Genomic DNA, 25,841 nt, shown 5'->3' on the forward strand with positions numbered 1-25,841 from the left:
GGAGTAAGGCGTTGTTCTATAGCGTTTTTCAATTGGGTGAGGTACAATAACAGCAGTGTGTAAACCAGTTGATAAAATCTTGTTCTGTCACCTGACTATAAGCTTGAACTAGGGCTTCTTCTAAAGCTTGATAAGTTCTAGCTCCCCAAGAGCGAAGACACGATTTTACTTTTGACCAAAAATTTTCAATTGGGGAAAAATCGGGGGAGTAGGGCGGTAGATATATAATCTCTGCTCCCGCTTCTCGAACCGCTTTGGCGATAGCTTCTCCTTTATGAGTGCTATAGTTATCTAACCAGACAACTGCTCCTTCCCAAAGTTCTGGAACAAGTTTTTGAATGATAAAGGCTTCAAACGTTAAACCGTCAATTCCCCCGACTAAGTTGATTGAAGTCACAACTTTTTTAAGAGATATAGCTCCAATAACTGAAACATTTTGACCCCGCTTGTTGGGCTTACTTCCTCTAGCTCTGTTTAAGCAGCTTCTGAATGAAACTGAGGGCTACTGAAAACTTGTTCGCAAGCTGGCGCTGTGAGATAGGAGTGCTTTCGTAAGTCTCCAGGATTTTTTGACGAAAAATGGTCGAATAAGCTTTCATCGCTTGAGTTTTTACCAACTCTATGACTGTACCTCACCCAATTGAAAATTGCTATAGTGGCTTGAGCGAAAGGTGAGTAATGGTCTTTTGCCCTCTGCCTTTTTTTTGCTTAGTTTTCTGTTTTAGGCTTAAGCGTAACAATCATTTCAAAACTATGAGTAGAGGGGTTGTCTTGAGTCACGGTTCCGCCGATCCCTTGCACGGAATTTAGAATAGCTAAAGCGGTTTGAGTATCAGGGTCAGGTTCGGGTGTGTCTGGGGTGGTATTTTCGAGAAAATCATTCACCACTGTCATGGTTTTATCCATATCTAAATAAAAGTAACCGCTGTTAGATTCAGGTAAAGCTTCCGTTACCGTAATAAACGACTCACTTTGATCCAGAGACGGTTCAGGATTCGCCAGCATTTTTTCTACTATTGGTTCGCCAATGGCGATAAACAGTGAGTTCTGGTTTAGCCAACCATGTCCTAACCAGGTTCCTTGTCCTGGAATTGCCCATTTGGTAACCGATTCTCCTTGAACGGTTGTGGGTGAAACTTGAATAGTATTCTGTTGGGCGAGGGTATCGAGTTGAGTTAACGTAGCTTGGGCGGTGGCGCGATCGCTGGTTTGAAAGACGATTACTCCGCCAAAGCCGATGGGGGCGAGTATCCCTTCCCTGGAGGGAATCACGCCGATGGCAAATTCCCCATCCATCCAGCCAAAGATATCCTGATCCACGTCTAAATTAATGCTATTGGCGGCACTTCTGAGGCTGTTGAGTCCTTGCTGTAATTGGGGATCGGTTTGGGCGGATTGGCTCATTATTTCCCATCCCTGACTAATTCCATTTCCGGTTAACAGCATCATCGTTGAAGCGGGAAATTGACTGATAATTTGACCGGGATTGGGCTGAAATTCGACTTGAATATCCGAGGGTTCAACATTGGCGATCGTTTTCAGCCGGATTCCTACGTCATCAATTCCTACCCCCATTTTGACTGACTTAAACGTTTGCAATTGTTCTAAGGTAGCAGGTGGTAAGGGAGCAACTCCTGGATTATTAGCAACCATCTCTTGCACAAAAGCAGTATAGTCAGGGATATAAAACTTAGCAACGGGGTTGAGCAGATCCATATCCTGGGAGAATAGTTTGGCAATATTCCCTTCGCTAGCCAGAGACGGTTCTCCCTTATAGCTATCAATCGCTAATTGTACAGGTTTCAAGTCTTCGGATATGACCAAATGCTGTCTCAAAACTGCTGAATAGAAGGTTTGCCCCTCGTCGATTGTCTCCACAATCGTAAACCCGTTATAGTCAATCTCATCAGTTCTTCCCAGTTTTTCCTCAGTTTTCAACTGGTTAGCAAACTTTAACAGACTGAACTTATTTTTAATCGTAACAACTGTCAACAGATTGGAGTCCTCTACTGCTTCAGCCGAAGTAGTTGGTAAAACCGCGACCATTACATTCCCCAACCACGGTTTTAAATCTTCCTCGTAACTAATTTGGGAATCCTTAAAGGTTTCTGCTTGTAAATTTTCCAGACTCTGATTCACTAACGTTTGCAGTTCGGGCGTACCAAACTTCTGCAACTTCATCCAGGATTGAGGGTCAGTGGAAATAAAGCCCGCCATCACCGCTTCATCGGGAATAACTTTAGCACTGGCGGCTGGGGTGTCGGCGACTCCCCAGAATCCTTTGGCGTAGAGATAGGCTGCGCCACCCCCTACCAAGACTAGAGTTGTGCCAATTTCCAGAAACTTTTTAAAGGACATTTCAAATGTCTCCTAACTTGAATAAATGTTTTCAATAAACCTGCGTTTCATTATTTATCACCCTAAATACTAGAATGTCCGACTACTTACTGTTCCCTGTTCCCTGATTTAATTTTGTCCAACTACTTATATTTCATGTTAGCAGGATTTATAACAAAACAGGCTTACTGTAAATAGGACTATAGCTTGACACGATCTGAACAGAGGGTTGAGTAAGCCGCAGGGTGAGGGCTAGCCGAACTTGACCACTGGTATTGCGAATCGAACGATGCATGAGTTGGTCGGTAAATAAAACAAATTGTCCAGGACGCAAAACCACAGGAACGGCTTGCTGTTCTAAGTCTTCTGGCAAATTAAACAAGCGATTGCCACTAAATGGGTCTTTCATTTTCACAGAGACATCCGGAGTGAGTTGAAAATTAGGGATATACTCAAACCCATTCCGTTCATTAACCTCGGTTAGTGCAATGTAGACATTGATCGTTTTCCCTTCGCCTTGAAGCAGATTGGGATAGGAGTCTTGATGCCAAAATGGAATCAGTTGTTGCGAGGGATAATTAACCCAAATTTCTGAACGCCACAAGACTATCGATTCACCCAAATACTCGTTCAATTTCTGTCGTAAATTTTTATCCTGGCAGATCGCCCAAACAGCGTCTGAATCAAGATGCCTTTCCATATAAAACTCTTTTTTGCGAAGTTGATTAAAAAGTAGAACCATCCCTCCAATTTTGAGTTTAATTAAAAGATCAATAAAATGATAAAATTGATTTTTTAGCGGGGGGTTAGGCAATACAGTTTTAACAATAGCTTGGGTAAGGGAACCGAGTTCAGGGGGACTCAATGCCAGCGAATAGGGTTCCAAAAGTCCAACAGTCGTCTCAGGTTTGGCGGGTGCTTTCGGATTGTATTGATGACAGCCTGTCCACAAGCCACTCTGTTCCCACAACTGTTGACCGAGTTCAGTATCTTTTGCTAGATCAGGAAGTTCGATTTCGTTCTGCTGATAATCAAAAAACTTACCCATTACCGCTGCAAAATCAGGAGATGTTGCACAATTCAGCAACCCAGAAGCACTTTCTTGGGGTGAAATACCGATGCCTAAATACTTGCTTAAGCGATGCCCTAAGGTTATATTAGATTGCACAAATCCGGGATGAATCGCGTTAACAGTTACGTTGGTATTCTCTAAGCGCCGTGACAGTTCTTGAGTCAGTATCAATAAGCATAATTTTGATACGGCATACAGTTCTATAAAATTAAACGGTGTCTTCTTGACAAAACGCTCCCATTTGATAGAAGTGGGGCGTAATGCTAAGTCCGAGGCAACCATGAAAATTCGACTTGGAGCTGAATTTTGGAGGGTTTCCAGTAACAAATTTGTCAGTAGAAAGTGACCCAGATAGTTAATTCCCCAAATGAGTTCAAATCCTTCTTTAGTTCTGCCTCTGGCATTGAAAACACCCGCATTATTTACTAATAAATGCAGTGGGAGCTGTCTATCCTGAAACAGTTCCACAAATGTACGAACTGAATCCAGGGAGGCTAAATCGAGTGGCAAAAACTCAACCTGGGAATTTCCGGTGGAGGAGCGAATATAATTGACAGATTTCTCTGCTTTGCTTGCACAGCGACAGGCGATGAATACATGATGACCGAATTGGGCGAGACCCACAGCAGTCATCAAACCGACACCTGAGTTACCACCTGTGACAATGCAGACCTGCTGAGGCTGACACTGATTCATACGTTCTCATTTTTTATTGATAGTAGCGCAATCTTTGTGTAATACCCAATCCGCCTTGAGAACCCAGTTGATCCCTTAGCCGATGAAAGCCTATTGCCTGTTGCCTTGTTCCTACTTATAAAGGGGGTGGTTAACCCGGATTGGGTATAAAAGCTAGGTCAGGGTGAACTTTTAAGCTGTTCGGCATTTAAATAGGGTATAATCAAAATAGGAAATCCGAAAAAATAAAAAAACATGCCAGCTAAAAATTATCTGAAACCCGAGCAAAAAGAAAAACTCCAAATTACTCTGAAAACAGAGAGCAATGCAGATATTAGAGAAAGAATCCTAATACTATTGTTGCTGAATGATGGAAAAACACAACAAGAAATTGCCGAGTTTATTGGTTGCTCACAAAACAAAGTATGTTATTGGTGCGTTCATGGAGACCCAGATGATTTGGAAAGTCTCAGAGATAAAAGAATGTCAGGGAACCATCAAAAATCCACAGATAAATATATTGATATTTTACTGGAAACAATTGAAAAAAGTCCCGAAGAGTTTGGATATGAATTTGGTCGATGGACAACTCAAAGATTGGCTAAGTATTTAGAGGAAAAAACAGGAATTCATTTAAGTGGTTCACAGGTTCGGAGGATATTACAGAGAAAAAAGTACGCTTACCTTTGGACAAAGTATAGCTTAGAAGCGAAGAGAAACGCCAAAAAAAGAGAAGCGTTTAAAGAAAAAATAGAGGCATATATAAAAATAGAAAAAGAGAGTCCAGAACGTCTCCAGGTATGGTTTTGGGATGAAAGTGAATTTAGTTTAAGGGTAATTAGAAGAAAAGATTGGTGTAAAAAAGGAAAGCGGAAACGAGTTAGAGGAGACCGAAGAAAGGGAAGGGTTGACCCTGAGCGAAGTCGAAGGGTCAATGTCATGGGGTGTATGCGTCATTCAGATAAGAAGAGATTTGTCGAATTTCTAGATACAAGCAATTCAAACAACTTTTACAAAGTTTTAAAAAGCTTCTATGAAGAGGTAATCAATGAATGGGTAGAAGCCGGAAATAAAAGAGAAGACTTTACCGAAAAGGGAGCCAAAATTGTTATTATATTAGACAACGCCAGCTTTCACAAAAAAGAAGAGTACATTGATAAAATTGAAGCTGAAATGCCAAATATTCATCTTGAATATTTGCCCGAGTATAGTCCAGATTATAACTTAATTGAATTAGTCTGGCATTCAGCTAAAGAATATATTGCCAATCGGCTTTTTGAATCCATTGAAGAGTTAGAGTCTTTATTGCATCAACTTTTAAATGAAGACAAGCTAGTTATTAATTGGGGACGCAAACTGAAAAATAAGGGTAATGCTCTTATCACAGTTTAAATGCATAACAGCTTATGTCGATGAATAGGGCGCACGTCTGTGAGAAAAGGGCAAAGGGCGCACGTCGGTGCGCCCCTACGAATTATTTAAGAGATGCATAAATGAATGACTATGAGTAAAACCTATTCTCACCTAAACAAAACACTTAAGGGTTGGCTGAAGCGCCCCCGTTCTTTTATTGCTTTGATTCTGGGTGCTTTTTTCCTAACCCTATCTTTACAATCACCCAAGTTGCCAGCAACGGCGGCTTATCCTCCGTTGGGTATGGGGAATCAGACGGAGGAAATTGTCGAGAACCGGGCGGAAACATTAGGACTCCCCATGGAACCTCTCTACAGCCAAACGGTTGAACCATCAGATTTAGTTGAACAGGGGAAACTTTATTATCAAGCTGGACAATTTGACCAAGCAGCAAGAGTATGGCAAGAAGCAGCCGAGACGTATGCCGCAGAAGGGTTTATCCTGAAACAAGCCCAGGCGCTGAATTACCTGGCGTTGGCGTATAAAGAGTTAGGAAATACGGAATCTGCCCAAAGCGCGATCGCACAAAGTTTAAAGCTGTTACAATCTCAACCGGATACTGATAACAATACCCGCTTACTCCTTGCCCAAGCCTTGAATACTCAAGGCAATATTCACCTGCTGCAAGGACAAAGCCAAACCGCGTTAGATACCTGGAAACAATCCGCCTCCATTTATGAACAGGCAGATGACAAAACCGGACAATTAATCAGTCAAATTAACCAAGCCCAAGCCTTACAAGCCTTAGGGAAATATCGACGGGCAAAGTCTCTCTTAGAAAAATTGGTAAGTGAGTTACAATCTGAACCCAATAGTCTCCTGAAAGCCAAGGGATTGAGAAGTTTAGGTGTAGCATTACAAACCCTGGGTCAACTGCGCCAGTCGAAAGCTGCGTTAGAAGCCAGTTGGCAAATTAGTCAACAGTTAAACTCACCCCAAGATACCAGTGAGGCACTGTTTAGCATTGGCAATGTCGCCCGAGATTTACAAGAATATGCCGTGGCTTGGACGTACTATCAACAAGCCGCAGAATTAACGCCTGATCCCTTAACTCAACTCGAAGCGCAATTGAATCAATTGCGGATGTTAATCGAGTTACAACGCTGGGATGTCGCCCAAGAATTCATCCCTATTGTCACCCCTAAAGTTAACCAACTGTCTGCCTCGCGTCCGGCAATTTATGCCCAAATTAATCTGGCAGAGAGTTTGATGGAATACGATGAAGCCGGGATGTCAGACTCCTTGGCAGTGGATACATCAAAACTCTTGGCGAAAGCCGTTAACCAAGCCCGAAAAATTAATGATCCTAGAGCCGAAGCTTATGCCCTCTATCAATTGGCTAAACTGTATCAGGCGAATGGAACATTAGACGATAGCAAAACCCTCTCCCAACAAGCACTAAAACTCGCTCAAGAAATTAACGCCGACGATATAGCGGCACGGGCGGGGGGACAATTGGGTGAAATTCTGCAAAAACAAGGCAAAACCAGCGAAGCCCTCGCCGCTTATAAAATTGCCTTTGATAATATCCAATCCCTACGCAGTGATTTAGTGGCGATTAGTTCCGATGTGCAGTTCGATTTTAAAGAAGGGATTGAACCCCTCTATCGCCAACTTGTCAGCTTACTTTTAACAGAAGGGGATAATCAAGCCAACTTGCAACAAGCCCGTGAGGTGATGGAAGCGTTGCAATTAGCCGAACTGGATAACTTTTTCCAAGATGCCTGTTTAGATACTAATCCGGTTGCTTTAGAAGAAATTGATACCCAAGCAGCGGTGATTTATCCAATTATATTACCCGATCGCCTGGAAGTTATCCTCTCGATTCCCAATCAACCCCTCACCCACTACGCCACTCAACTCACCCAAGCTGAAGTGGAAGCAACCCTGACACAACTGTATTCCGGACTGTCTCCCGGCTATCCCAGAAACGAACGGTTAAAACTCTCTCAACAGGTGTATAACTGGTTAATCCAACCCGCTGAAGCGGCGATGACTAGCCAAGATATCCAGACGTTGGTGTTTGTCCCTGATGGCTTTCTCCGCAACTTACCCATGGCGGTACTCTATGATGGACAACAGTATGTCCTAGAAAAATATCGGGTTGTCTTTAGTCCCGGATTACAACTGTTTCCCCAAGGACTTCCCCAAGAAGAACTGAGTTTATTAGCTGCTGGATTAACCGAAGCTCGTCAAGGGTTTAATCCCTTACCAGGAGTTGATGAAGAGATAGCACAAGTATCGCAACAAGTCAACTCTAAAGTGCTATTCAATGAAACCTTTACCTTTGCTACATTTAAAGAACTGATTAACAACGAATCCTTCCCTATCGTTCACTTGGCGACTCACGGTCAATTCAGTTCTAATCCTGAAGAAACCTTTCTGCTCACCTGGAGCGATCGCATTTCCATTGAAGACTTCGACCTAATCTTTCAAAAACGGCGGTTAGGGCTACTGAAACCGATTGAACTATTAGTCATGAGTGCCTGTCAAACCGCAGCCGGAGATAATCGCGCTACATTAGGTTTAGCAGGATTTGCCCTGCGATCGGGTGCCAAAAGTACAATCGCCAGTCTCTGGTCAGTGAGTGATGAATCCACCTCGATTATGATGCAGGAATTTTATCATCAACTAACGGATCTGAAGGTAAGCAAAGCTGAAGCATTGCGACAAGCACAGCTTAGTCTTCTCAAAGAACCCTTATACCAACATCCCTATTTTTGGGCATCGTTCGTTCTGATCGGTAATTGGCTATAGGCTACAAGCATTCAAGGAAAGTTGACCATGACTCCAGCAATCTGCCAAACTCTCTTATCCGCTACAGTAACCGGGACAATTTTCTTATTAACAGCCAATGCTGCTTTAGCACGTTTTGTCCCCTTAGAGTCGGAACATCCCATCAACAATAACCTGATCAGTGTAGACTTCAGTCTTCCCGACGATAATGTTCCGAAAAGCCCTGTTGGTGGGGGTGTGCGAGGTCAGGTGCAGTTTGGTCTTCCCCAAGATTCCGCACCTCGTAGTGGTGTCGCTGGGGGCGTCAGAGGAAATGTGCAGTTTGCTTTACCTGGTGGTTCCGCACCCCGTAGTGGTGTAGCAGGTGGAACTAGAGGAGATGTGCAATTTAGTTTACCTGGTGGTTCCGCACCCCGTAGTGGTGTAGCAGGTGGAACTAGAGGAGATGTGAAATTTAGCTTACCCGGTGGTTCTGCACCCCGTAGTGGTGTAGCAGGTGGAACTAGAGGAGATGTGCAATTTAGCTTACCCGGTGGTTCCGCACCCCGTAGTGGTGTGGCGGGTGGAACTAGAGGAGATGTGGAATTTAGCTTACCCGGTGGTTCTGCACCTCGTAGTGGTGTGGCGGGTGGAACTAGAGGGGATGTGGAATTTAGCTTACCCGGTGGTTCTGCACCTCGTAGTGGTGTGGCGGGTGGAACTAGAGGGGATGTGGAATTTAGTTTACCTGGTGGTTCTGCACCTCGTAGTGGTGTGGCGGGTGGAACTAGAGGGGATGTGGAATTTAGTTTACCGGCTGATGGGAAAAACCCCTATACCAGCGCTGGTGGAGGTATCCGAGGTGATGTTGAACTATTTCTCCCCAGTGAAGATTCAGTTCCCCCAACCCCAGTGGATGTAGAAACATTAGAAGAAAATCCGGTCAGTGATATTCCTGCACTTACCGCATTAGTTCCGCCGACGAAACATGGACGCACGGTGTCACCTCGTCCCACAATCTATGTTTATTTGCCTCCAATTGGCGCACGGAAGGTCTTTTTTAGTATCCAAGATGAAGCAGGGAATTCTCATTACCACACCATCCTCAATGTCTCTCCCCAAGGTGGAGTCATAGCAATTACCCTACCGCCAGACACACCGGAATTGGAAATCGATAAGAATTATTTGTGGTATTTTGCTCCCATTGAACCCGGTGGAATTCTGAGACCCGATAATTATGCCGTGACAGGATGGATAAAGCGGGTTGAAAATACGGTCAATGAGCAAGAGTTTGTCGAATCTCCCGTGAAGCTGGCAACTAAGTATGCCGAGGCAGGGATCTGGTATGATACGTTGCAGGTTTTAGTTGAGGCTCAACAATCTGAACCGACGAATGAAACCTATCGTACAGAATGGCACGATTTATTAGAACAAGTTGACCTAGAAGCGATCGCATCTCAACCTTTTGTTTTCTAGAAGGCAGGAGGCTTTGTTTGTAGTAAGCACTTTAGTGCTTTAACGCATAGCTGGAGAGGGCTAAAGCCCTTACTACGAACCCAAGCTAATCCACCAATTAAGGTGTGCCACGACACTACTTATTGGAAGGGTAAAAAAACATGATCATGGTTGAGACAGATATAACATGGGTGACGACTCATTAACCAAGACTGAAAATCAAGCCCTTGAACAAAGCGAGGGGTCAACAATTGAGATGAACCCTGACATGTCTCTACAGGCATTATTGAAACGCTGGCAAGGGGTTTTGCTGATTACGCCTTGTGTGGCAGGTTTTATTATTGCGGGCAGTTATCTGGGTATTTTTCGGGTTTTAGAATGGTTGATTTTAGATCAATTCTTTCTCCTGCGTCCCCAAGAACCCGTTGATGAGCGAATTGCGATCGTCACGATTGATGAAGAAGATATTGATTATGTGGTGCAGTGGCCCATGGCGGATAAAGTCATGGCAAAACTGCTCCGAAATATCAAAGCCAAAAACCCTAACGCGATCGGGTTAGATATTTATCGAGATTTACCCGTAGAACCGGGACATGAAGAACGGGTTGAGGTGTTTAAAACTACCCCAAACCTAATTGGAATTAACAAAATTGCTGGAGATACTATCGATCCGCCACCGACGTTAGCCGACAAAGATCAAGTGGCGGCTAATGATATGTTCCTGGATAACGATGGCAAAATTCGCCGCGCTCTTGTCCTCGGTGAAGCTGAGAGTGGTTTAATGCAAGGCTTTGGCGTAAAACTGGCGTTAGATTATTTAGCCGACCAAGACATTGAATTAGAAGCGCTCAATCCTGAAAAACAAATCTTCGGCTTAGGTGAAACTACCTTTATTCCCCTGAGTAAAAATGATGGATTCTACAAAGAATCGGATTTAGGTTGGTATCAAATCCTCGTAAATTATCGCGGCGGACTGGATCGCTTTCCGAATATTTCCATGACCGATGTCTTGGAGAACCGCATCCCCGAAAACTTTTTCCGCGATCGCATCGTTTTTATTGGGGCAAAAGCGCCCAGTCTTAATGATAACTATCTTACCCCTTATAATAGCAATCTAGCTGTCCCCACGGATTTAATGCCCGGTGTAGTCATCCACGCTAATATCACCAGTCAGATCCTCAACGCCGCTGTATCAGGGCGTCCCATGTTACGGGCAACGACGAAACCCATACATTGGCTACTGATTGTTGTTTGGTCAGGATACAGTGCCACACTTGGCTCATTCTATATCCGTAGACGCTGGATGACTCTTTTGGGGTTATTAATTGCGGTAGGAATTATTATCGTCAGTTCCTATTCTGCCTTTCTCTACGGTTGGTTAGTTCCTGTCTTTACCCCTTTATTAGCTGTAGTTGTTGCAGCGACGTTGAGCGTCGGTCAGGTTTTGTGGCAAAATCTGATGATTTCCTATCAAAAATTAGAAGATTATGCCCGTAACTTAGAAGACAAAGTGAAAGAACGCACCGCTGAACTCGCCCACGCCAATCAGGAAATTAGTCAACTCAACCAAAAACTCAAAGCCGAAAATCTGCGGATGAGTGCCGAACTTGACGTCGCCCGTCAATTGCAATATATGATTCTGCCCACGTCTGATGAATTAGAAGCCATTGAAGGATTAGATCTGGCTGGGTTTATGGAACCGGCTGACGAAGTTGGTGGTGATTACTACGACATCCTCTGCACAGATAATGTAGTCACCATTGGTATTGGCGATGTAACCGGACATGGGTTAGAAAGTGGTATTTTAATGATGATGACCCAAACCGTTGTTCGTACCCTAGATGAAATTCGGGAACGTGATGCGGTGAAGTTTCTTGATGCGCTAAACCGCACCCTTTACAAAAATGTGCAACGGATGAACTCGGATCGTAACTTAACTTTAGCCATTCTTAATTATGTTGATGGCAAAGTTAGTATTAGTGGTCAACATGAAGAATCTATCGTGGTACGGGCTGGGGGCATTATTGAGCGAATTGATACCATGGATTTGGGATTTCCGATCGCCTTAGATGATGACATTGCTGATTTTATTGATCAGGCGTCAATTGAATTACACCCTGGTGACAGCATTGTCCTCTACACAGACGGTATTCCTGAAGCTGAAAATATGGAGAATGAACAATATGGTTTAGAACGATTGTGCGATGTGATTAGTCAAAACTGGGATAAATCCGCCAACGCTATTAAAGATGCGATTATTGATAATCTGCGGCACTTTATTGGTAAGCAAAAAGTTTTTGATGATATTACGTTAGTCGTACTTAAGCAAGAGGTTTAGGGGCTTAAATATAATGTAATTTATGATATAGCAGTAGACACATCGATTAGGACTTTCGGCACCATTGTAGAGACGCGCCATGGCGCGTCTCTACATAAATGATGTGTCCTAACAGCTATGCGGTACATTGTCGATCCCCCTAAATCCCATAAGCCAAAAAAGCGAAGCATCCTCTGGCTTCCCCCATGGAACAAAAAGCGAAGCATCCTTTGGTCTCCCCCTTTTGAAGGGGGACGGAAGGGGGATCAAATAGGGGGACGGGAGGGGGATCTGAAGGGGGACTTTGATCTACTGTACTTTATTACAGCGCTTTGCGCTGTATTATATTTTATACAACTGATTAATCATTTCTGACGAAACATTTGTAGCTGAACTATCAAATAAAATTCTTCCCATTTTTAATCCAATAAGGCGATGATAATACCTCAGGGCAAAATCAACCGAATGTAGGCTAGTAACCAAAGTCTTACCGCCCTGTTCACTCATTTGACATAGCAACTCTATTACCTCTCGACTCAACTCCGGATCAAGACTAGAAATCGGTTCATCGGCTAAAATCACTAAGGGATTTTGGATGAGAACTCGCGCTAATGCCACTCGCTGCTGTTGTCCCCCTGAAAGTTGATCAGTGCGGGTATAAAGTTTATCCGGAATTCCCACTTGAGTTAACGCCTGATGCGCTGTTTCTACCTCTAACGGAAACAATAGCGATAAAGCAGCTTTAAACAATGACCACCGTCCTAAATGTCCAGCATTAACATTGTGAATCACTCGCAAATTATCCACTAAATGAAACTGCTGATAGACTGTACCAATTTGCCGTTGCACTTGGCGTAATCTCTGAGTTGAAATTTGGGAAAGATTGTACCCTAATGCCCAAATTTCTCCTTGGCTGGGTTGCAATGTCCCATTCAACAAACGCAATAGGGTGCTTTTTCCCGCCCCACTTGACCCGACTAATGCCACCCGTTCCCCAGGGTAAAGCGTGAGATTAATCTCCGTTAGGGCAGTTAAGCGACCAAATTGCTGAGTTACACCGTTTAGCTGAAAAATTGGCGACGAATCGCTCATTTAATTTTGCCAATTTGACGACCGACTTTTTCAATTTGAGCGTAATTGGAATTTTCTGTGGAAATAAATTTATCAGCACCAAATAAGTCTAAAATTTCTTGGTGTTCGGGGTTATTCGGGTCAAGCTTGAGTAAGGCGGCTTGCACTTTCTGGGAAAAATCTTCGCCATAGCGTGACTTTACATCGGGATGAATCACCCAATGATAATCATAATAGGTTGGCGTTTCCCAAATCACATCCACTTTATTTAAATCCACGTCTCCAGCTTCCACGCGGCTTTTCCAAACTTGAGAATTTAATGCCCCCGCCTGATAACTCCCGGCTTCAACCAGTTGAATTGTGGTATCATGGGAACCGGAAAAACCGACCTCTCCCTGGAAATTATCTGGTGTCACCCCAGCTTGTTCCAGAAAATACTGAGGCATTAACCGCCCTGATGTGGAGGATTCACTGCCAAAGGTAAAGGTTGATCCTTTTAATTTGGATAATTCTTGGATATCCTGAATCGGTTGCAGTCCACTATTTTTATTAGCAATAAATACACTGGTAAATTCAGCATCAATATCCCGTTGGGCGATCGCCTCTGCGCCTTCAACTTGCGATCGCGCCTGTACGCCAGTTAAGCCACCAAACCAGACGAGATCCAGATCTCCCACTCGAAACGCTGTCACCGCCGCCGCATAGTCGGTTACAGGTTTATATTCGACGGGTACACCTAACTCCGTTTCCAGGTAATTCGCTAACTTGTCATACAGCCGTTGCAACTTTTCCGGATCTTGATCGGGAATCGCCCCAGCGATTAACGGTTCAACGGTTGTCTCATCCCCCGTAGAGGAGGCGGAGTCAGACGCTGGGGAACAAGCCACTAGCGGAGATAGCAGGAACAGCAGTATCCCCGATACTAAAACGTTTTTTAACGATGCCATTTGCTGAATCTATAAAATTTTTACCCAAAAAAATTGTAACAGCAGGAGTGTCGGGGTAGGGTGTACGGTGTGCGATCGCGCTTTCGATGCTGGTAGATTTGGTTTGTAGTAAGGGAACCTTAGCCCTTAATTGTACGGGTTTCTTGTGCATAATGCTAATCCATTTTGCTTAGGTGTGCCACGCCACGACTGGCGTAACCCAGCTAAAATTGTGGAATAGATTTTACCGTTAAATCGGGCGCACGTCGGTGATTGGTATTAACTTAAGGCTGAAACCCTTACTTAATAAGAGATCCCCCCTAGCCCCCCTTTTTGATCCCCCTTCCGTCCCCCTTCAAAAGGGGGAGACCAAAGGATGCTTCGCTTCTTTTGCACGGGGGAGACCAAAAGAAACAGTTGTGTAGAAGGAGCAGCAAAAAATATTTTTTCTGCCATGGAATCCAGAAACATTTTTGTTTCTGAACTTTTTGCTACATCAATACCATCAACATGACAAATTAATAAATTTATTTCTTCTTCGTTAAGTCTGTATTCGGATATAAATATCCAATTATTGGATTTCATGTATTCTGCTACTTTAGTTGAAATAGGTTCAATCTCTTGGCGTATTTGGGAATACTCTTTAAGTAGCTCTTCAAGTTGTTTTTTCATCCGATTATTTAATGATTCTGCTATAGACGTAACCTCTCTTGTTAGTTTATGTTTTTCGATGGTCTGTGACGTTTTACGATCAACCGATTGTAATTTTTTAAAAAATTGTTCAATTTGCTCTATTTCTTGACCGAAAAAATTTCCTTCTTTATAAGCAATTATTTGTGTGTCAATATATTCCAAATAGTCAATAAACTCTTGTAATTTTCTAATCTCTTGATTTATTTCTTCAAGTTTTTGCATTGCTAAAAACAATACATTGCCTTTAAAATGGCTAGAGTTATTATCAAATTGTAACATCTCTTGAATATAACCATTTTTGCAACAGAAAAAATCAATGGCTACAGTTTTACTGTTATCCCAAATATCAATCATAGCCAAAGTTCTCTTCGGAGAGTCTTCGCGAATATTGAAGCCATTGAGTAGATTTTGCACAAAAGGTTTTCTTTCTGGATTAGTGGAACAGTGAAGGAGAGTAAAAATCAATTGCAATAGTGTACTCTTGCCACCACCATTTAGACTACCCAAAGGAAAAATTCTGGGAACAAAATCTTTTTCAAAGGTAATATCAACATCCTTTAAAACCCGGAAATCAGGAACTCGAATTCGTTGCAGGTGCATAAAACACTCCTAATCTTGACTTGATATCCCCGTTGGCTTCACAAGTGTTATTTTACTTTACCTACGCAAGATGAATAGAAACCGTAGGGGCGCACCGACGTGCGCCCGATTCAACCGATTTCAGTAGTGGCGTGGCACATCTTAGCAAGATGGATTAGCCTGATGCCCATGAAAGAAATTAGGGGCTGAAGCCCCTACTACGAACCCAACTAATCCCAAATTTTAGCTGGTGGGCAATGCCCACCCTACGGTGTATCACGGGTTTTAGAATAATGTGTTGGATTTCGCGATCGCTCCTGACCTACTTGAGCGTTTTGGGCTATCCTAGACTGGCTCCCCAGTAGTCTGCCGCGAGTTCAGTAGACGGCGCTAGTCCGCAGGTTGACGCGGACATGATAGAAGTCCAGAAAAATCCAGAGGCTACAATTACAACCATGTAATGATCTTAGTGGTCATTCCTCTTTTGCCCACCGTCCGCCTTCTTCACTCACGTCGCCCACTTCTGGATTCATGAAGCCCTTACATTGCTCTCACGGTCACGAAAATCCCCCGAATAGTCGCTTTTGTCTCCACTGTGGTGAGAAACTGGAGCAAGCAGAAAATGGCAATAGGGAGTCGGGACTGGCTTTGGCGGGACGCTATCGGATTGTGCGGGAATTGGGACATGGCGGATTTGGACGCACCTATTTAGCCCAAGACTTGAATCGCTTCGGTGAAGCTTGTGTATTAAAGGAATTCGCCCCACAAGTGCAAGGCACCTTTGCCTTACAGAAAGCCTCAGAACTGTTTGAACGGGAAGCTGGAGTTCTCTATAAGCTGAAACATCCCCAAATTCCGGAGTTCCGAGAACTGCTGCGGGTGAAGAAGCAGGGAGAAGGACGCCTATTTTTAATTCAGGACTATATTGCTGGACAAACCTGTCGGGCTATCTTAGAGGCACGTCGGAATCAGGGATTACGGTTTAACGAAACCGAAATTCTCAAATTATTACGCCAAATTCTCCCCGTTTTGGACTATATCCACTCCCTCGGCGTGATTCATCGAGATATTTCTCCGGAGAATATTATCATCCGTCAACAGGATGGATTGCCTGTACTGATTGACTTTGGTGGAGTGAAGCAAGTCGCGGCTACGGTAGCCTCTCAGGTGATGGCATCATCCCCCGCCACAGCCACGCGCTTGGGTAAAGTGGGTTATGCCCCCCACGAACAAATGCAAGGGGGGATTGTTTCTGCCAGTAGCGATTTGTACGCTTTAGGGGCAACAGTTTTGGTGTTACTCACCGGGAAAGAACCCTCTGAATTCATCGATCCCCACACCTTAACCTGGGATCGTAGTAGGCACTTTAGTGCCACTCCCCTTAGCCCTACTCTCAGCCATGTTCTTGAACAACTGCTGCAACCCCACCCCCGTAATCGCCCCCAAAGTGCGAAACAAGTCTTACAGATGCTGAATCCTCAATCCCCCCCAGCGGCATACTCTCCACCGCCGCCACCATCACCGCAGACCCAAGCAACTGTAGCGGTTTCACCGGGTCAGGTTGCACCGACGCCACCTTCCCCCCCTGCACCTGTTGCCCAGAGGTCTGCGCCAAGTGCTGCGCCCAGTGGCAATAATAACGCCGCCTTAGGCTGGTTGGGGAAATTGCTCCTAGTATTAGGGTTAATTCTGGCAGCAGGTGCTTTTGGCTGGTGGGCGGGTAATCTCTGGATTGATAGCCAACTGCAATCTAATCAACCCGATGCTACGCCTACTGTAGAGGACTTTGAGAACCCAGTGATTTCACCAGAGGATGATGACGAACCTGAACCCTCCTCCGACTTTTCGCCGGAAGAACAACGACGCAAGCAAGCCTTGCGACAGCGACGGATGAATCTGGGTATCGATTATGACTTTTATGTCAGTTTAGTCGATGAAGCGTTTTGGAATGAGTATCCAAGACAACGGGGAGTTCCATTAAGTACCGATCCAGACGATGCTAGGCTGCGAGAAGCCTGGGATAAAATCGCAGCCAATGTACTCACCCAGATTGAACAGCTTGATCTGAGTCGTCAAGCCAAGTCAGAATTGGGCAGTTATGACGGGAGCGATCGCGATCGCTGGAAACGTCAAGTCAATCGTCTACGTGTCAGTAGTCGGGCATTATATGACCTCGCCGATGCTAGGTTTTTCCGCATCTTCCCCAAACAAGAAGGCGAAACGGGATCGGAATTTCTGGATCAACCTATAGGTCAAATCTGGCAAGCCACGGTTGCGGATACCGTCAAGGCGTTACAATCCAGAGAGGCGTTAGACCGGATTATTTTTGAATCGGGTGATACGGGCACACAAATGAGTGGAACTCTGCAACCTGGAGAAGGCAAAGCCTTTACCGCCGAGTTAGCAGCCGATCAGTTAATGGAGGTGAATCTCTCCACCGCCCCCAATGCCTTATTATCGATCTATAGTCCTACAGGGAATACAATCTTCCTGGAAGATTCACGCCAGCACAGCTTTTCTGGGGAATTACCAGAATCGGGGTTCTATGAGTTTGTTGTGGTATCTGACGCGGATGAACCGATTGATTATCAGCTTGATCTCACGGTGGAAAATCCCCCCGAATCGGACATCTCAGTTGATAAAGGTATAGCGGAATAAAGGATTGACTTAAACTCATCCCATAAAGGCGTGAGATTTCACACAATAAGTTTGGAGAGTCGCGATCGCCTAGATCAGGACACCATGATTCAGGTCAAGCAAAAACCGTAGGGTGCGTTAGGCGTAATCAATCATATTGATCATCCTTTTAATAGGAATGTCGCCGTAACGCACCATTATTTTGATAAGAGCAATGCCCACTTAGATCAGGACACGATATTATCGTGTCCCTACGTACTAAACCTTAAACTTCTGGGTAATCCGCTTCATCGCCTCTTCCACATTCTCCCGACTATTGAACGCCGAAATTCGGAAATAGCCTTCACCCGCAGCCCCAAATCCGGAACCTGGTGTTCCGACAACATAACAGGTTTGCAGTAACTTATCGAAGAAATCCCAACTGGATAAACCATTGGGTGTCTTCACCCAAATATAAGGGGCATGAACCCCGCCATACACACTTAATCCCGCTTCCGTTAACTTCTGGCGAATAATTTTGGCATTTTCCAAATAAAAGCTAACTAATGCTTTCACCTGGGCTTTTCCGGCTTCTGAGTAAACCGCTTCCGCCCCTCGTTGGACAACATAGGAGACACCATTAAACTTAGTAGACTGGCGGCGATTCCATAGTTTCCAAAGTTCCACATCTGAACCATCCGATGCTTTTGCCGTTAAAGTTTTGGGAACCACCGTCAACGCACAACGAGTTCCGGTAAATCCCGCATTCTTAGAAAAGGAACGAAACTCGATCGCACAATCTCGCGCCCCTTCAATTTCATAGATAGAATGGGGTAAACTCTCGTCGGTGATAAACGCTTCGTAAGCCGCATCAAAGAAAATAATTGACCCATTCGCCTTCGCATAATCCACCCACGCCTTCAAGTTTTCCTTAGTCGTGGTAGCGCCTGTGGGATTATTCGGGAAGCATAGATAAATCAAATCCACCTTCTGAGAGGGAATCTGGGCAGTAAAGTTATTCTCGGCACTAATCGGCAAATAGACTAATCCCTCAAATTCACCCTTCTCATTCACCTCTCCAGTATGTCCCGCCATCACATTCGTGTCCACGTAGACGGGATAAACGGGGTCAGTTACGGCAATTTTGTTGTTTTTGCCAAAAATATCCAGAATATTACCTGTATCGCACTTAGAACCATCAGAGATGAAGATTTCCGATGCATCCACCTGACATCCCCGCGCCTGGAAATCCTGGGCGGCGATTTTCTCCCGCAGCCAGGGATACCCCTGTTCGGGTCCATAGCCTCGGAAAGACTCCCGATTCCCCATATCTTCTACCGCCTGAATCATCGCCGTGCGACAGGCTTCGGGTAAGGGTTCGGTAACATCGCCAATTCCCAGTTTAATAATCGCGGCATCTGGGTTCGCTTCAGCAAAGGTATTCACCCGGCGGGCAATTTCGGGAAACAGGTAGCCTGCTTTGAGTTTCAGGTAGTTATCGTTGATGGTTGCCATAATCAATTGTGACGAACGCCGTAAACCAGCTTACTGCTAACTGTAGCGGAAAAGGCAACAGGCAACAGGCAACGGGGAATAAGTAGGTGGGGACAATTAAAGTTAACGGTGGGGAACTCGCTTTCGCGAGAAGCAAGCTACGTCATTCGTCATTCGTCATTTGTCAGGGTTTAAGGCTTGTTAACATAACTTCATAAGGTTGAGTTTATTTCCACCAACCTACTTACACAGTTAACAACGATAACTTGGTGGGTTACGGCGGATATCTAATTTAAGGATTTGTTTTCTCTATTGAATACCGCCTAACCCACCCTACTGGCGTGGCACGCATAATTTGGTAGATTAGCTTGGGTTCGTAGTGGGGAACCTTAGCCCTATATTCTGTTATTCCACTGTTAGCAACGGTAACTTGGTGGGTTACGGCGGATATTTAATTTAAGGATTTGTTTTCTCTATTGAATACCGCCTAACCCACCCTACTGATTCGGGGTTATTTGGGTCTATAGGACGGCACATTTTCCCATGATGAAATAATACCGGAAACGACAAAAAAAGTCAAGTGCCAACGAACATTCATCAAACCTGAAATTTATCGATAAGCTATCTGAACCCCTGGCTTTCTGATTGAGTCCGTCTGATTCTGTCCAGATGTGAAAACCTGACGATTTTGCACTAAAATAAACGCGGCTACGGCAATTAAAAAATAACCAAAGGCTTTCTGTAACTGTTGGGCTTTGACATACTGTGCCAAATATGCGCCAACGATAATTCCCACACTTGCCGCCACAATGAATGAACCAATTAATCCCCAATCTAGGGGAACCTGTCCAAAATATCCCAGAAATCCAGCCACCGAGTTACAGGCAATAATTAATAATGACGTTCCCACCGCTTCCTTCATCGGCGTATTCCCTAATAATACCAACGCTGGAACGATCGCGAATCCACCCCCAACCCCGACTAAACCTGTCAATACGCCCACACCTAACCCTTCAGTTAGCATCCATACCCAACAATATTTACACACGGGTTGAGGATAATACTGCAAGTCATTATCGGGTTGAGTCGGTTTACTGCTTTTGCGGATCATGAATCCCGCCGCAATAATCATCATTACGGCAAAGAGAAGAAGCTGGAATGTTCCGCTGACAAAAAAGGCTAACTTTGCCCCTAAATATGCACCTACCATCGTCGCCGCGCCGAACATAAACGCCTTTTTGAAATTCAGATTCCCTCGTCGCCAGTGAGGAATAACTCCAATCAAGCTAACGGTTCCCACGATTACCAATGTCATCGCGATCGCGCTTTTCGCTTCCACCCCCATCACATACACTAAAATAGGCAAGGCTAGCACCGAACCGCCACCCCCCATTAACCCTAAACTAATACCAATTCCGGCGGCGAGAATTAGCCCAATTATCCAAGTAGTCATTTGTCTTATGTCCTTGGTCATTTTTAATTGTTCAGCACCCTGTAGGGTGGGCATTGCCCACCCACCTTAAATCAATGACCTATCACCTTTAAACTCGTTGGTTGTAAGGTAGTTTTGCCAATAACATCCCCATTGCACAGGTTCCACTCACACCAGCAAAGACTAATCCCGCACCGACAAAACCACTCAAAATCAAAAACCAGGGAGAGACAAATGCGCCTAATACAGTTCCCGTAAACACTAATGTACCTGCCACAATTTGCACTTGTCGGAATAAACTAATGGGTGCATTTTTGTTAATTTGAGTCTGATATCCGGCGGATTTCCAAGTGGGTAATCCCCCTTGAAGATGATTCACTGATTCAAATCCAGAGTTGAAGAGTTTTTGGGCGGCTTGTTTCGAGCGATTCCCGCTTTGACAATACAATACAACCTGTTGATCGGTTTCTGGTTTAACATCGGCGGGATTGAGGTTAGACAGTGGCATTAATTTTGCCCCAGGAATATGTTCACTGGCATATTCGCCCGGTTCCCGCACGTCAATCAGCATTACTTGTTGACGATCCAGCCATTGTTTCAACGTTTTGGCGTCTATTTCTTGGAGGTTATTGGCATTGGCTAAAACCATGAGTTTTTCTCCTTATCTATGTGCAGAACTTGTCTAACTGAATGTATTGGTGTAGATGGTTACAGGAATCCCTGTTCCTTTATGTGTTCACCGCTACTTTGCCACAGCGTTCATTAGCGGGAACCGCTTCCATTATCTTCTTCGGATCAGGAAGATTTAAGTTATTCATCAATTCGATAAAGCTGGCGCGATCGCGATTCGCTAATCGGGGATTCCATTGCTGTTCTTCGCCAATTGTGGATACGGTATGTCCGCGATAATCATGTCCAGGATACACCAGCGTCTCATCGGGTAAATTAAATAACTTTTGAGTTATAGAATGAAATAATGTGCCTGCATCACCGCTTTGGAAATCAGTTCGACCGCATCCCCGAATTAACAGCGAATCTCCCGTGAGGACGCGATCGCGATTCACGAAGTAGGCGTTATGGCTATCGGTATGACCCGGTGTGGCGATCGCCTGAATCTCAACTGAACCCACCATTAACACCTCACCATCCGCCAGAAAGCGATCAGCACAAGCAGCCGAGGCATTTTGAGGAACCACACCCTGACAGTGCGTCAACTCCCGCAGTTGCGCTGTTCCGGTAACGTGATCGGCATGAATATGCGTTTCCAGACAATACTGCAAGGTTAATCCCAACTCATCGAGGAGTTTGCGATCGCGATCCACCTGTTCTTTGACCGGATCGACCAGAATCGCGGCTTTTGTGGCTAAATCAGCGATGAGATAGGTATAGGTGCTGGTTTCACTGTCAAATAGTTGACGAAATAACATCAGCTCATCTCCCTTGGACTGTTTCGTATTGTTTATTAACTAAATTGCTATTTAGTTATATTTAACTTACCTCACACGAGACACACCTGTCAAGAGGGAATATGGGGGAGATGGGGGAGATGGGGGTAGTAGAGACGTTCCGGTGGAACGTCTGGGAGATGGGGGACAATTTGTAGGGGCGGGTTTAGGCACTAAAATCGGCTACTCAGAACTAACTGAAAAACAAAACCCGCCCTACCTCACCAATAAATGAACAACAAAATCCGCCCTCTTCTTGTGCAAGAATGCCACCATAATATTACAAAAACAATGGGTTCGTAGTTCAAAATTTTGGAAGGGCAGGTTTTGTATTCAATGTAGTGATTTCCCCGTTACTTAAGTTCCTAAACCCGCCCCTACATTTGGATTGGCTGCTAGGTAATACTAAACTATTGCACCTAATGAACAACGAAACCCGCCCTCTGCTTAAGCATGAACGGGGTATTTTTGATTGAGCTTATCGGTTAGGTTCAAGACTGGGGAAGGGCGGGTTTTGTATTCAATGTAGTGACTTGCCCGTTACTTGAGTCCCTAAACCCGCCCCTACATTTGGATTTGCCTGTCAATTGGATTAACTGACAGGAGTAATCTGACGCTCAAAATCCTCTCGATTGGCAAAACTTTTAAACACGCGATTCATTTTTGTCAGTTCAAAAATCATCTTAACTTGGTCACAAAGCGAGCAGATAAACAGTTGACCGCCAGCCGCCTGAACCGTTTTTAGCGTGGCAACTAAAGCCCCTAAGCCTGTACTATTCATAAACGTGACATCCTGAAAGTCAACCAAGACAATATTCGCACCACTTTCAACAACATCATTGACTTCACGCCGAAGTTGATTGACGCTTACGCCGTCTAAGATACCAGTAGGTTGAACAATTTTAATGGTTGTACTCATTTGCATGACTCCTTTGTTGTGAATAAATTTACTTTGTCATTGGTCATTTAGACAGGGCGGGTTTAGTGACATTAGGGTGGGTAAAAAACGATAGTAGTGAAACCCGCCCCTACAATTCCCCCATCTCCCGATAACTGATCATTGATCACTGATAACTGATTACTGATCACCTAGTTACGGCTAGCTTTGGGTTGCCAGACAGCGGCTCGAATAATTACCCATAACAAAGACAAACTATAAACTGCCCAAAGCCCGTTAATTAGATAAAGTCCAGGATTTTTTAACTCTCCCATTGCTAATCGATACAGACACCATAGTATTCCCAGAATCGTGAAAATAACTATCGTTAACTGCGGCAAAACTAACCGAAGATACATCCCGGATTGACGCTGCTTGGGCGTGACTTGGAATTTAATCGGGCGTCCCGTGAATACACTCCAAACCGCTTGGATAAATAGGGGAAATAACGCGATCGCGTATTGCTCCGAACGCCACAGTTCCCGGGCGGGAATCCCCCAGCTTGCGGCGATAAAGGTTAAACGGTTGAGAACAAAGGCGGGAATGAAGTGGATGGCAAATTCATCTCCATAAGCTTGCACCGGAATAATCCCGGTGAAGAAATAAATAATCGGACAGATGAGAAAGACAACCGTAGCAAACCCAGAGAAATAGCTGTACATGGTTTGAAAATAGTGTAACTGTTGCCAAAAGGTTAACCCCGGTTTACTGAAGGGATTTTCTCGCAGGAGAACCTGGAGAGTTCCCTGCGCCCAGCGTAGCTTTTGTTTGAGCGTAGAACTTAAGTCATCGGGGGCTAATCCTGTCGCTAATTCTTCATCGTGATAGGCAGATTTCCACCCTGCTGCATGGAGGCGCATGGCGGTATTCATGTCTTCGGTAATGCTGTTACTGGAGACACCACCTACTAAGTCAAATTCGGCTAACCGTTTTTGATCGACGGCAAATTCATCGGCAAAGTTTTGCAAGCCGACACTAATTAATGCCTCGCGTCTTAACACGGCATTGGTTCCAGTGTAAAACGCCGAATTCATACCATCTTTTGCCTGTTGAATTAGTCCGTAGAATAAGTGGGCTTGATGTCCAAAGGGGTCTCCAGGAGGGATATTATAAAAAGCTTGGGGGGTTTGAACAAAGGCGATTTGATTGCTTTCGTATTTTCCGGTATTGAGGTTGTAGGTGTAAAAGTAGGGCAGAACTCGTTGTAAGAATTGCGGTTTGGGAATGTGATCTGCATCTAGGGTGAGGATAAAATCGCCAGAGGTTTCGCCGGAAAACATCGCGTAGTTAATATTACCTGCTTTGGCATGGTGGGGTTTTCCTTTGGGTTTGGGACGCGCAATGTAGCGACAGCGAACTAAGTTACTGAGTTCTAACTCTTTTTGGTAAATCTCTTTTTCGACGATTCTAATTTCAGACGCTAAATTACTGCTCAAATTGGGGGAGGTGGGATGTAAGACGCGCAGCCAGTTCCGCAGACTTTTGAGATGACTGGTAACGGTATAGGAGGGACAATCTTGCTCAACCTCGGAGAGAGGAGAATAGGATTTAATCATGAGCAAACAGTTGCGATTATCTAAGGTGCGCGTATAACTCAAATAATCCGCAATTTGATGCATAATGTTGACGCCACGCCCCCGTTCTGCGGTGTCCTCGACTGGATTTGGGTTGTTGAGTACATATCCCTCTAAATCAAAGGCGGTTCCCTGATCCCAAATCCGCATTTCTATGGATTGGGTGAAAATAGAGACTTCCAGCGTAATTGGCATTTCTGGTGGCAAGTTTTTATGGGCGTGGGAAATGGCGTTATCAAATCCTTCCGCGAGTACGGTTTGACATTCTAACCAGACGGAGTTAGGAATTCTGGGTTGGCGTAATTGCTCGAACCAGGATAAAACTTGAGATAAGGCATTAAAGTCGGTAGTGACGGTAAGTTGAAAGGATTCCAAAAATTGCTCGGCTTGGGAAATTTCTAGGGCTAAATTTTTCAGTTGCTGACGGCGATTTTCTAACTCGGATCGCTCGGTATCAAGGCGCTCGGCTTCTTGTTGCAACATTGGCGATTGTAAGTCCTCTAACCCGAGTTTTTCGGTCATGGCTCGCAAATCGGGGGAATTGCCATCATCGAGAACATAAACCGATAGTTTGGTGAGGGGATAATTGAGGGCTAAAGCAGCGCGTGTGGTGTTTTCGACTAATTCCGGGGGTTCATTGTAGCAGGTAATAAACACATCCACGGTGGGAAATTCTGCTGGGGGGAAGGGTGGGCTGAGTTGCCACAATGAGCGGACTTTGTGAACGATGGGTCGCCATAATCCTAGCAGAAACATGACACCACCCACGTAACAGTAAATTTCGGCGAGGAGTAGGGGAATGGATAACCACAGCGCATTGGTATTAATTGAATGAGTAATTCGCCAGTGGAGATACCAAGCGCCAAAAATTAAGTTGATTTCGGCTAAATAGCGAAATAGTAAGGTTCGTTCTTTGAGGCGGGAGCGAATGTTGCCTAAAAAAACAGAGGAGTTTTCTAGAAGTGAAATAGAGGTAGTCATGGTGATTTTAGAAGGCAGTGGTTCGACAGGATCACCAACCGGGCAGGAGGCAGAAGGCAGGAGATAATTAACCCGGAGTTAGGATTAGGTGAACTTGATATCATGACGT

General features: G+C 44.6%; 16 protein-coding genes and 1 pseudogene. 5 read left to right on the forward strand and 12 right to left on the reverse strand.

Annotated features, from left to right (window positions below; genetic code table 11):
- Positions 1–28: 28 nt before the first annotated feature.
- From RH949_RS15050 to RH949_RS15060, 3 genes and pseudogenes are all read right to left on the reverse strand, one after another.
- A pseudogene (locus tag RH949_RS15050) lies at positions 29–457 on the reverse strand (transposase); the annotation flags it as partial.
- 251 nt (positions 458–708) lie between these two features.
- Positions 709–2,358, reverse strand: a complete 1,650-nt coding sequence (locus tag RH949_RS15055) for a DUF3352 domain-containing protein (protein WP_446354172.1) — start codon at positions 2,356–2,358, stop codon at positions 709–711.
- 148 nt (positions 2,359–2,506) lie between these two features.
- Positions 2,507–4,105, reverse strand: a complete 1,599-nt coding sequence (locus tag RH949_RS15060) for an SDR family NAD(P)-dependent oxidoreductase (protein WP_446354174.1) — start codon at positions 4,103–4,105, stop codon at positions 2,507–2,509.
- A gap of 234 nt (positions 4,106–4,339) precedes the next feature.
- Here RH949_RS15060 and RH949_RS15065 point away from each other — a divergent pair, with 234 nt between their 5' ends.
- From RH949_RS15065 to RH949_RS15080, 4 genes are all read left to right on the forward strand, one after another.
- Complete coding sequence (locus RH949_RS15065) at positions 4,340–5,476, forward strand: IS630 family transposase (RefSeq protein WP_446354176.1); 1,137 nt, start codon at positions 4,340–4,342, stop codon at positions 5,474–5,476.
- Positions 5,477–5,587: 111 nt separating this feature from the next.
- On the forward strand, positions 5,588–8,254 hold the full coding sequence (locus RH949_RS15070; RefSeq protein WP_446354178.1) for a CHAT domain-containing protein: 2,667 nt from the start codon (positions 5,588–5,590) through the stop codon (positions 8,252–8,254).
- Positions 8,255–8,281: 27 nt separating this feature from the next.
- On the forward strand, positions 8,282–9,688 hold the full coding sequence (locus RH949_RS15075; RefSeq protein WP_446354180.1) for a DUF928 domain-containing protein: 1,407 nt from the start codon (positions 8,282–8,284) through the stop codon (positions 9,686–9,688).
- A 166-nt stretch (positions 9,689–9,854) separates the two neighbouring features.
- Positions 9,855–12,005 (forward strand): CHASE2 domain-containing protein, encoded by a 2,151-nt coding sequence (locus RH949_RS15080; RefSeq protein ID WP_446354182.1) that lies wholly within the window; start codon positions 9,855–9,857, stop codon positions 12,003–12,005.
- A gap of 321 nt (positions 12,006–12,326) precedes the next feature.
- On the opposite strand, the gene RH949_RS15085 is transcribed toward RH949_RS15080, so the two are convergent.
- The 3 genes from RH949_RS15085 to RH949_RS15095 form a co-directional block, all read right to left on the reverse strand.
- Entirely contained in the window at positions 12,327–13,076 is a 750-nt protein-coding gene (locus RH949_RS15085) for a phosphonate ABC transporter ATP-binding protein (RefSeq protein WP_446354184.1), read from the reverse strand.
- Positions 13,073–14,002, reverse strand: coding sequence for a putative selenate ABC transporter substrate-binding protein (locus RH949_RS15090; protein ID WP_446354186.1), 930 nt, complete (start codon positions 14,000–14,002; stop codon positions 13,073–13,075). Before RH949_RS15090 ends, RH949_RS15085 begins: the two co-directional genes overlap by 4 nt.
- A gap of 282 nt (positions 14,003–14,284) precedes the next feature.
- Positions 14,285–15,274 (reverse strand): hypothetical protein, encoded by a 990-nt coding sequence (locus RH949_RS15095; protein WP_446354188.1) that lies wholly within the window; start codon positions 15,272–15,274, stop codon positions 14,285–14,287.
- 510 nt (positions 15,275–15,784) lie between these two features.
- Between RH949_RS15095 and RH949_RS15100 the strand changes: the two genes are divergently transcribed.
- Positions 15,785–17,911 (forward strand): protein kinase domain-containing protein, encoded by a 2,127-nt coding sequence (locus tag RH949_RS15100; RefSeq protein WP_446354190.1) that lies wholly within the window; start codon positions 15,785–15,787, stop codon positions 17,909–17,911.
- 237 nt (positions 17,912–18,148) lie between these two features.
- Here the strand turns inward: RH949_RS15100 and RH949_RS15105 are convergent, their stop codons facing one another.
- The 6 genes from RH949_RS15105 to RH949_RS15130 form a co-directional block, all read right to left on the reverse strand.
- The gene (locus tag RH949_RS15105) at positions 18,149–19,384 is read right to left on the reverse strand and encodes an LL-diaminopimelate aminotransferase (RefSeq protein ID WP_446354192.1); all 1,236 of its coding nucleotides are present in this window, start codon (positions 19,382–19,384) and stop codon (positions 18,149–18,151) included.
- Positions 19,385–19,973: 589 nt separating this feature from the next.
- A complete protein-coding gene (locus RH949_RS15110; protein ID WP_446354194.1) occupies positions 19,974–20,816 on the reverse strand; it encodes a sulfite exporter TauE/SafE family protein in 843 nt (280 codons plus the stop codon).
- Positions 20,817–20,904: 88 nt separating this feature from the next.
- Positions 20,905–21,444 (reverse strand): rhodanese-like domain-containing protein, encoded by a 540-nt coding sequence (locus tag RH949_RS15115; RefSeq protein WP_446354196.1) that lies wholly within the window; start codon positions 21,442–21,444, stop codon positions 20,905–20,907.
- 79 nt (positions 21,445–21,523) lie between these two features.
- A complete protein-coding gene (locus RH949_RS15120) occupies positions 21,524–22,222 on the reverse strand; it encodes an MBL fold metallo-hydrolase (RefSeq protein WP_446354198.1) in 699 nt (232 codons plus the stop codon).
- A gap of 610 nt (positions 22,223–22,832) precedes the next feature.
- The gene (locus tag RH949_RS15125) at positions 22,833–23,159 is read right to left on the reverse strand and encodes an STAS domain-containing protein (RefSeq protein ID WP_044208260.1); all 327 of its coding nucleotides are present in this window, start codon (positions 23,157–23,159) and stop codon (positions 22,833–22,835) included.
- 170 nt (positions 23,160–23,329) lie between these two features.
- Positions 23,330–25,732, reverse strand: a complete 2,403-nt coding sequence (locus RH949_RS15130) for a glycosyltransferase family 2 protein (RefSeq protein WP_446354201.1) — start codon at positions 25,730–25,732, stop codon at positions 23,330–23,332.
- Positions 25,733–25,841 lie beyond the last annotated feature (109 nt).

Source organism: Coleofasciculus sp. A1-SPW-01, assembly GCF_040217205.1.
Classification (GTDB): domain Bacteria; phylum Cyanobacteriota; class Cyanobacteriia; order Cyanobacteriales; family Coleofasciculaceae; genus Coleofasciculus; species Coleofasciculus chthonoplastes_A.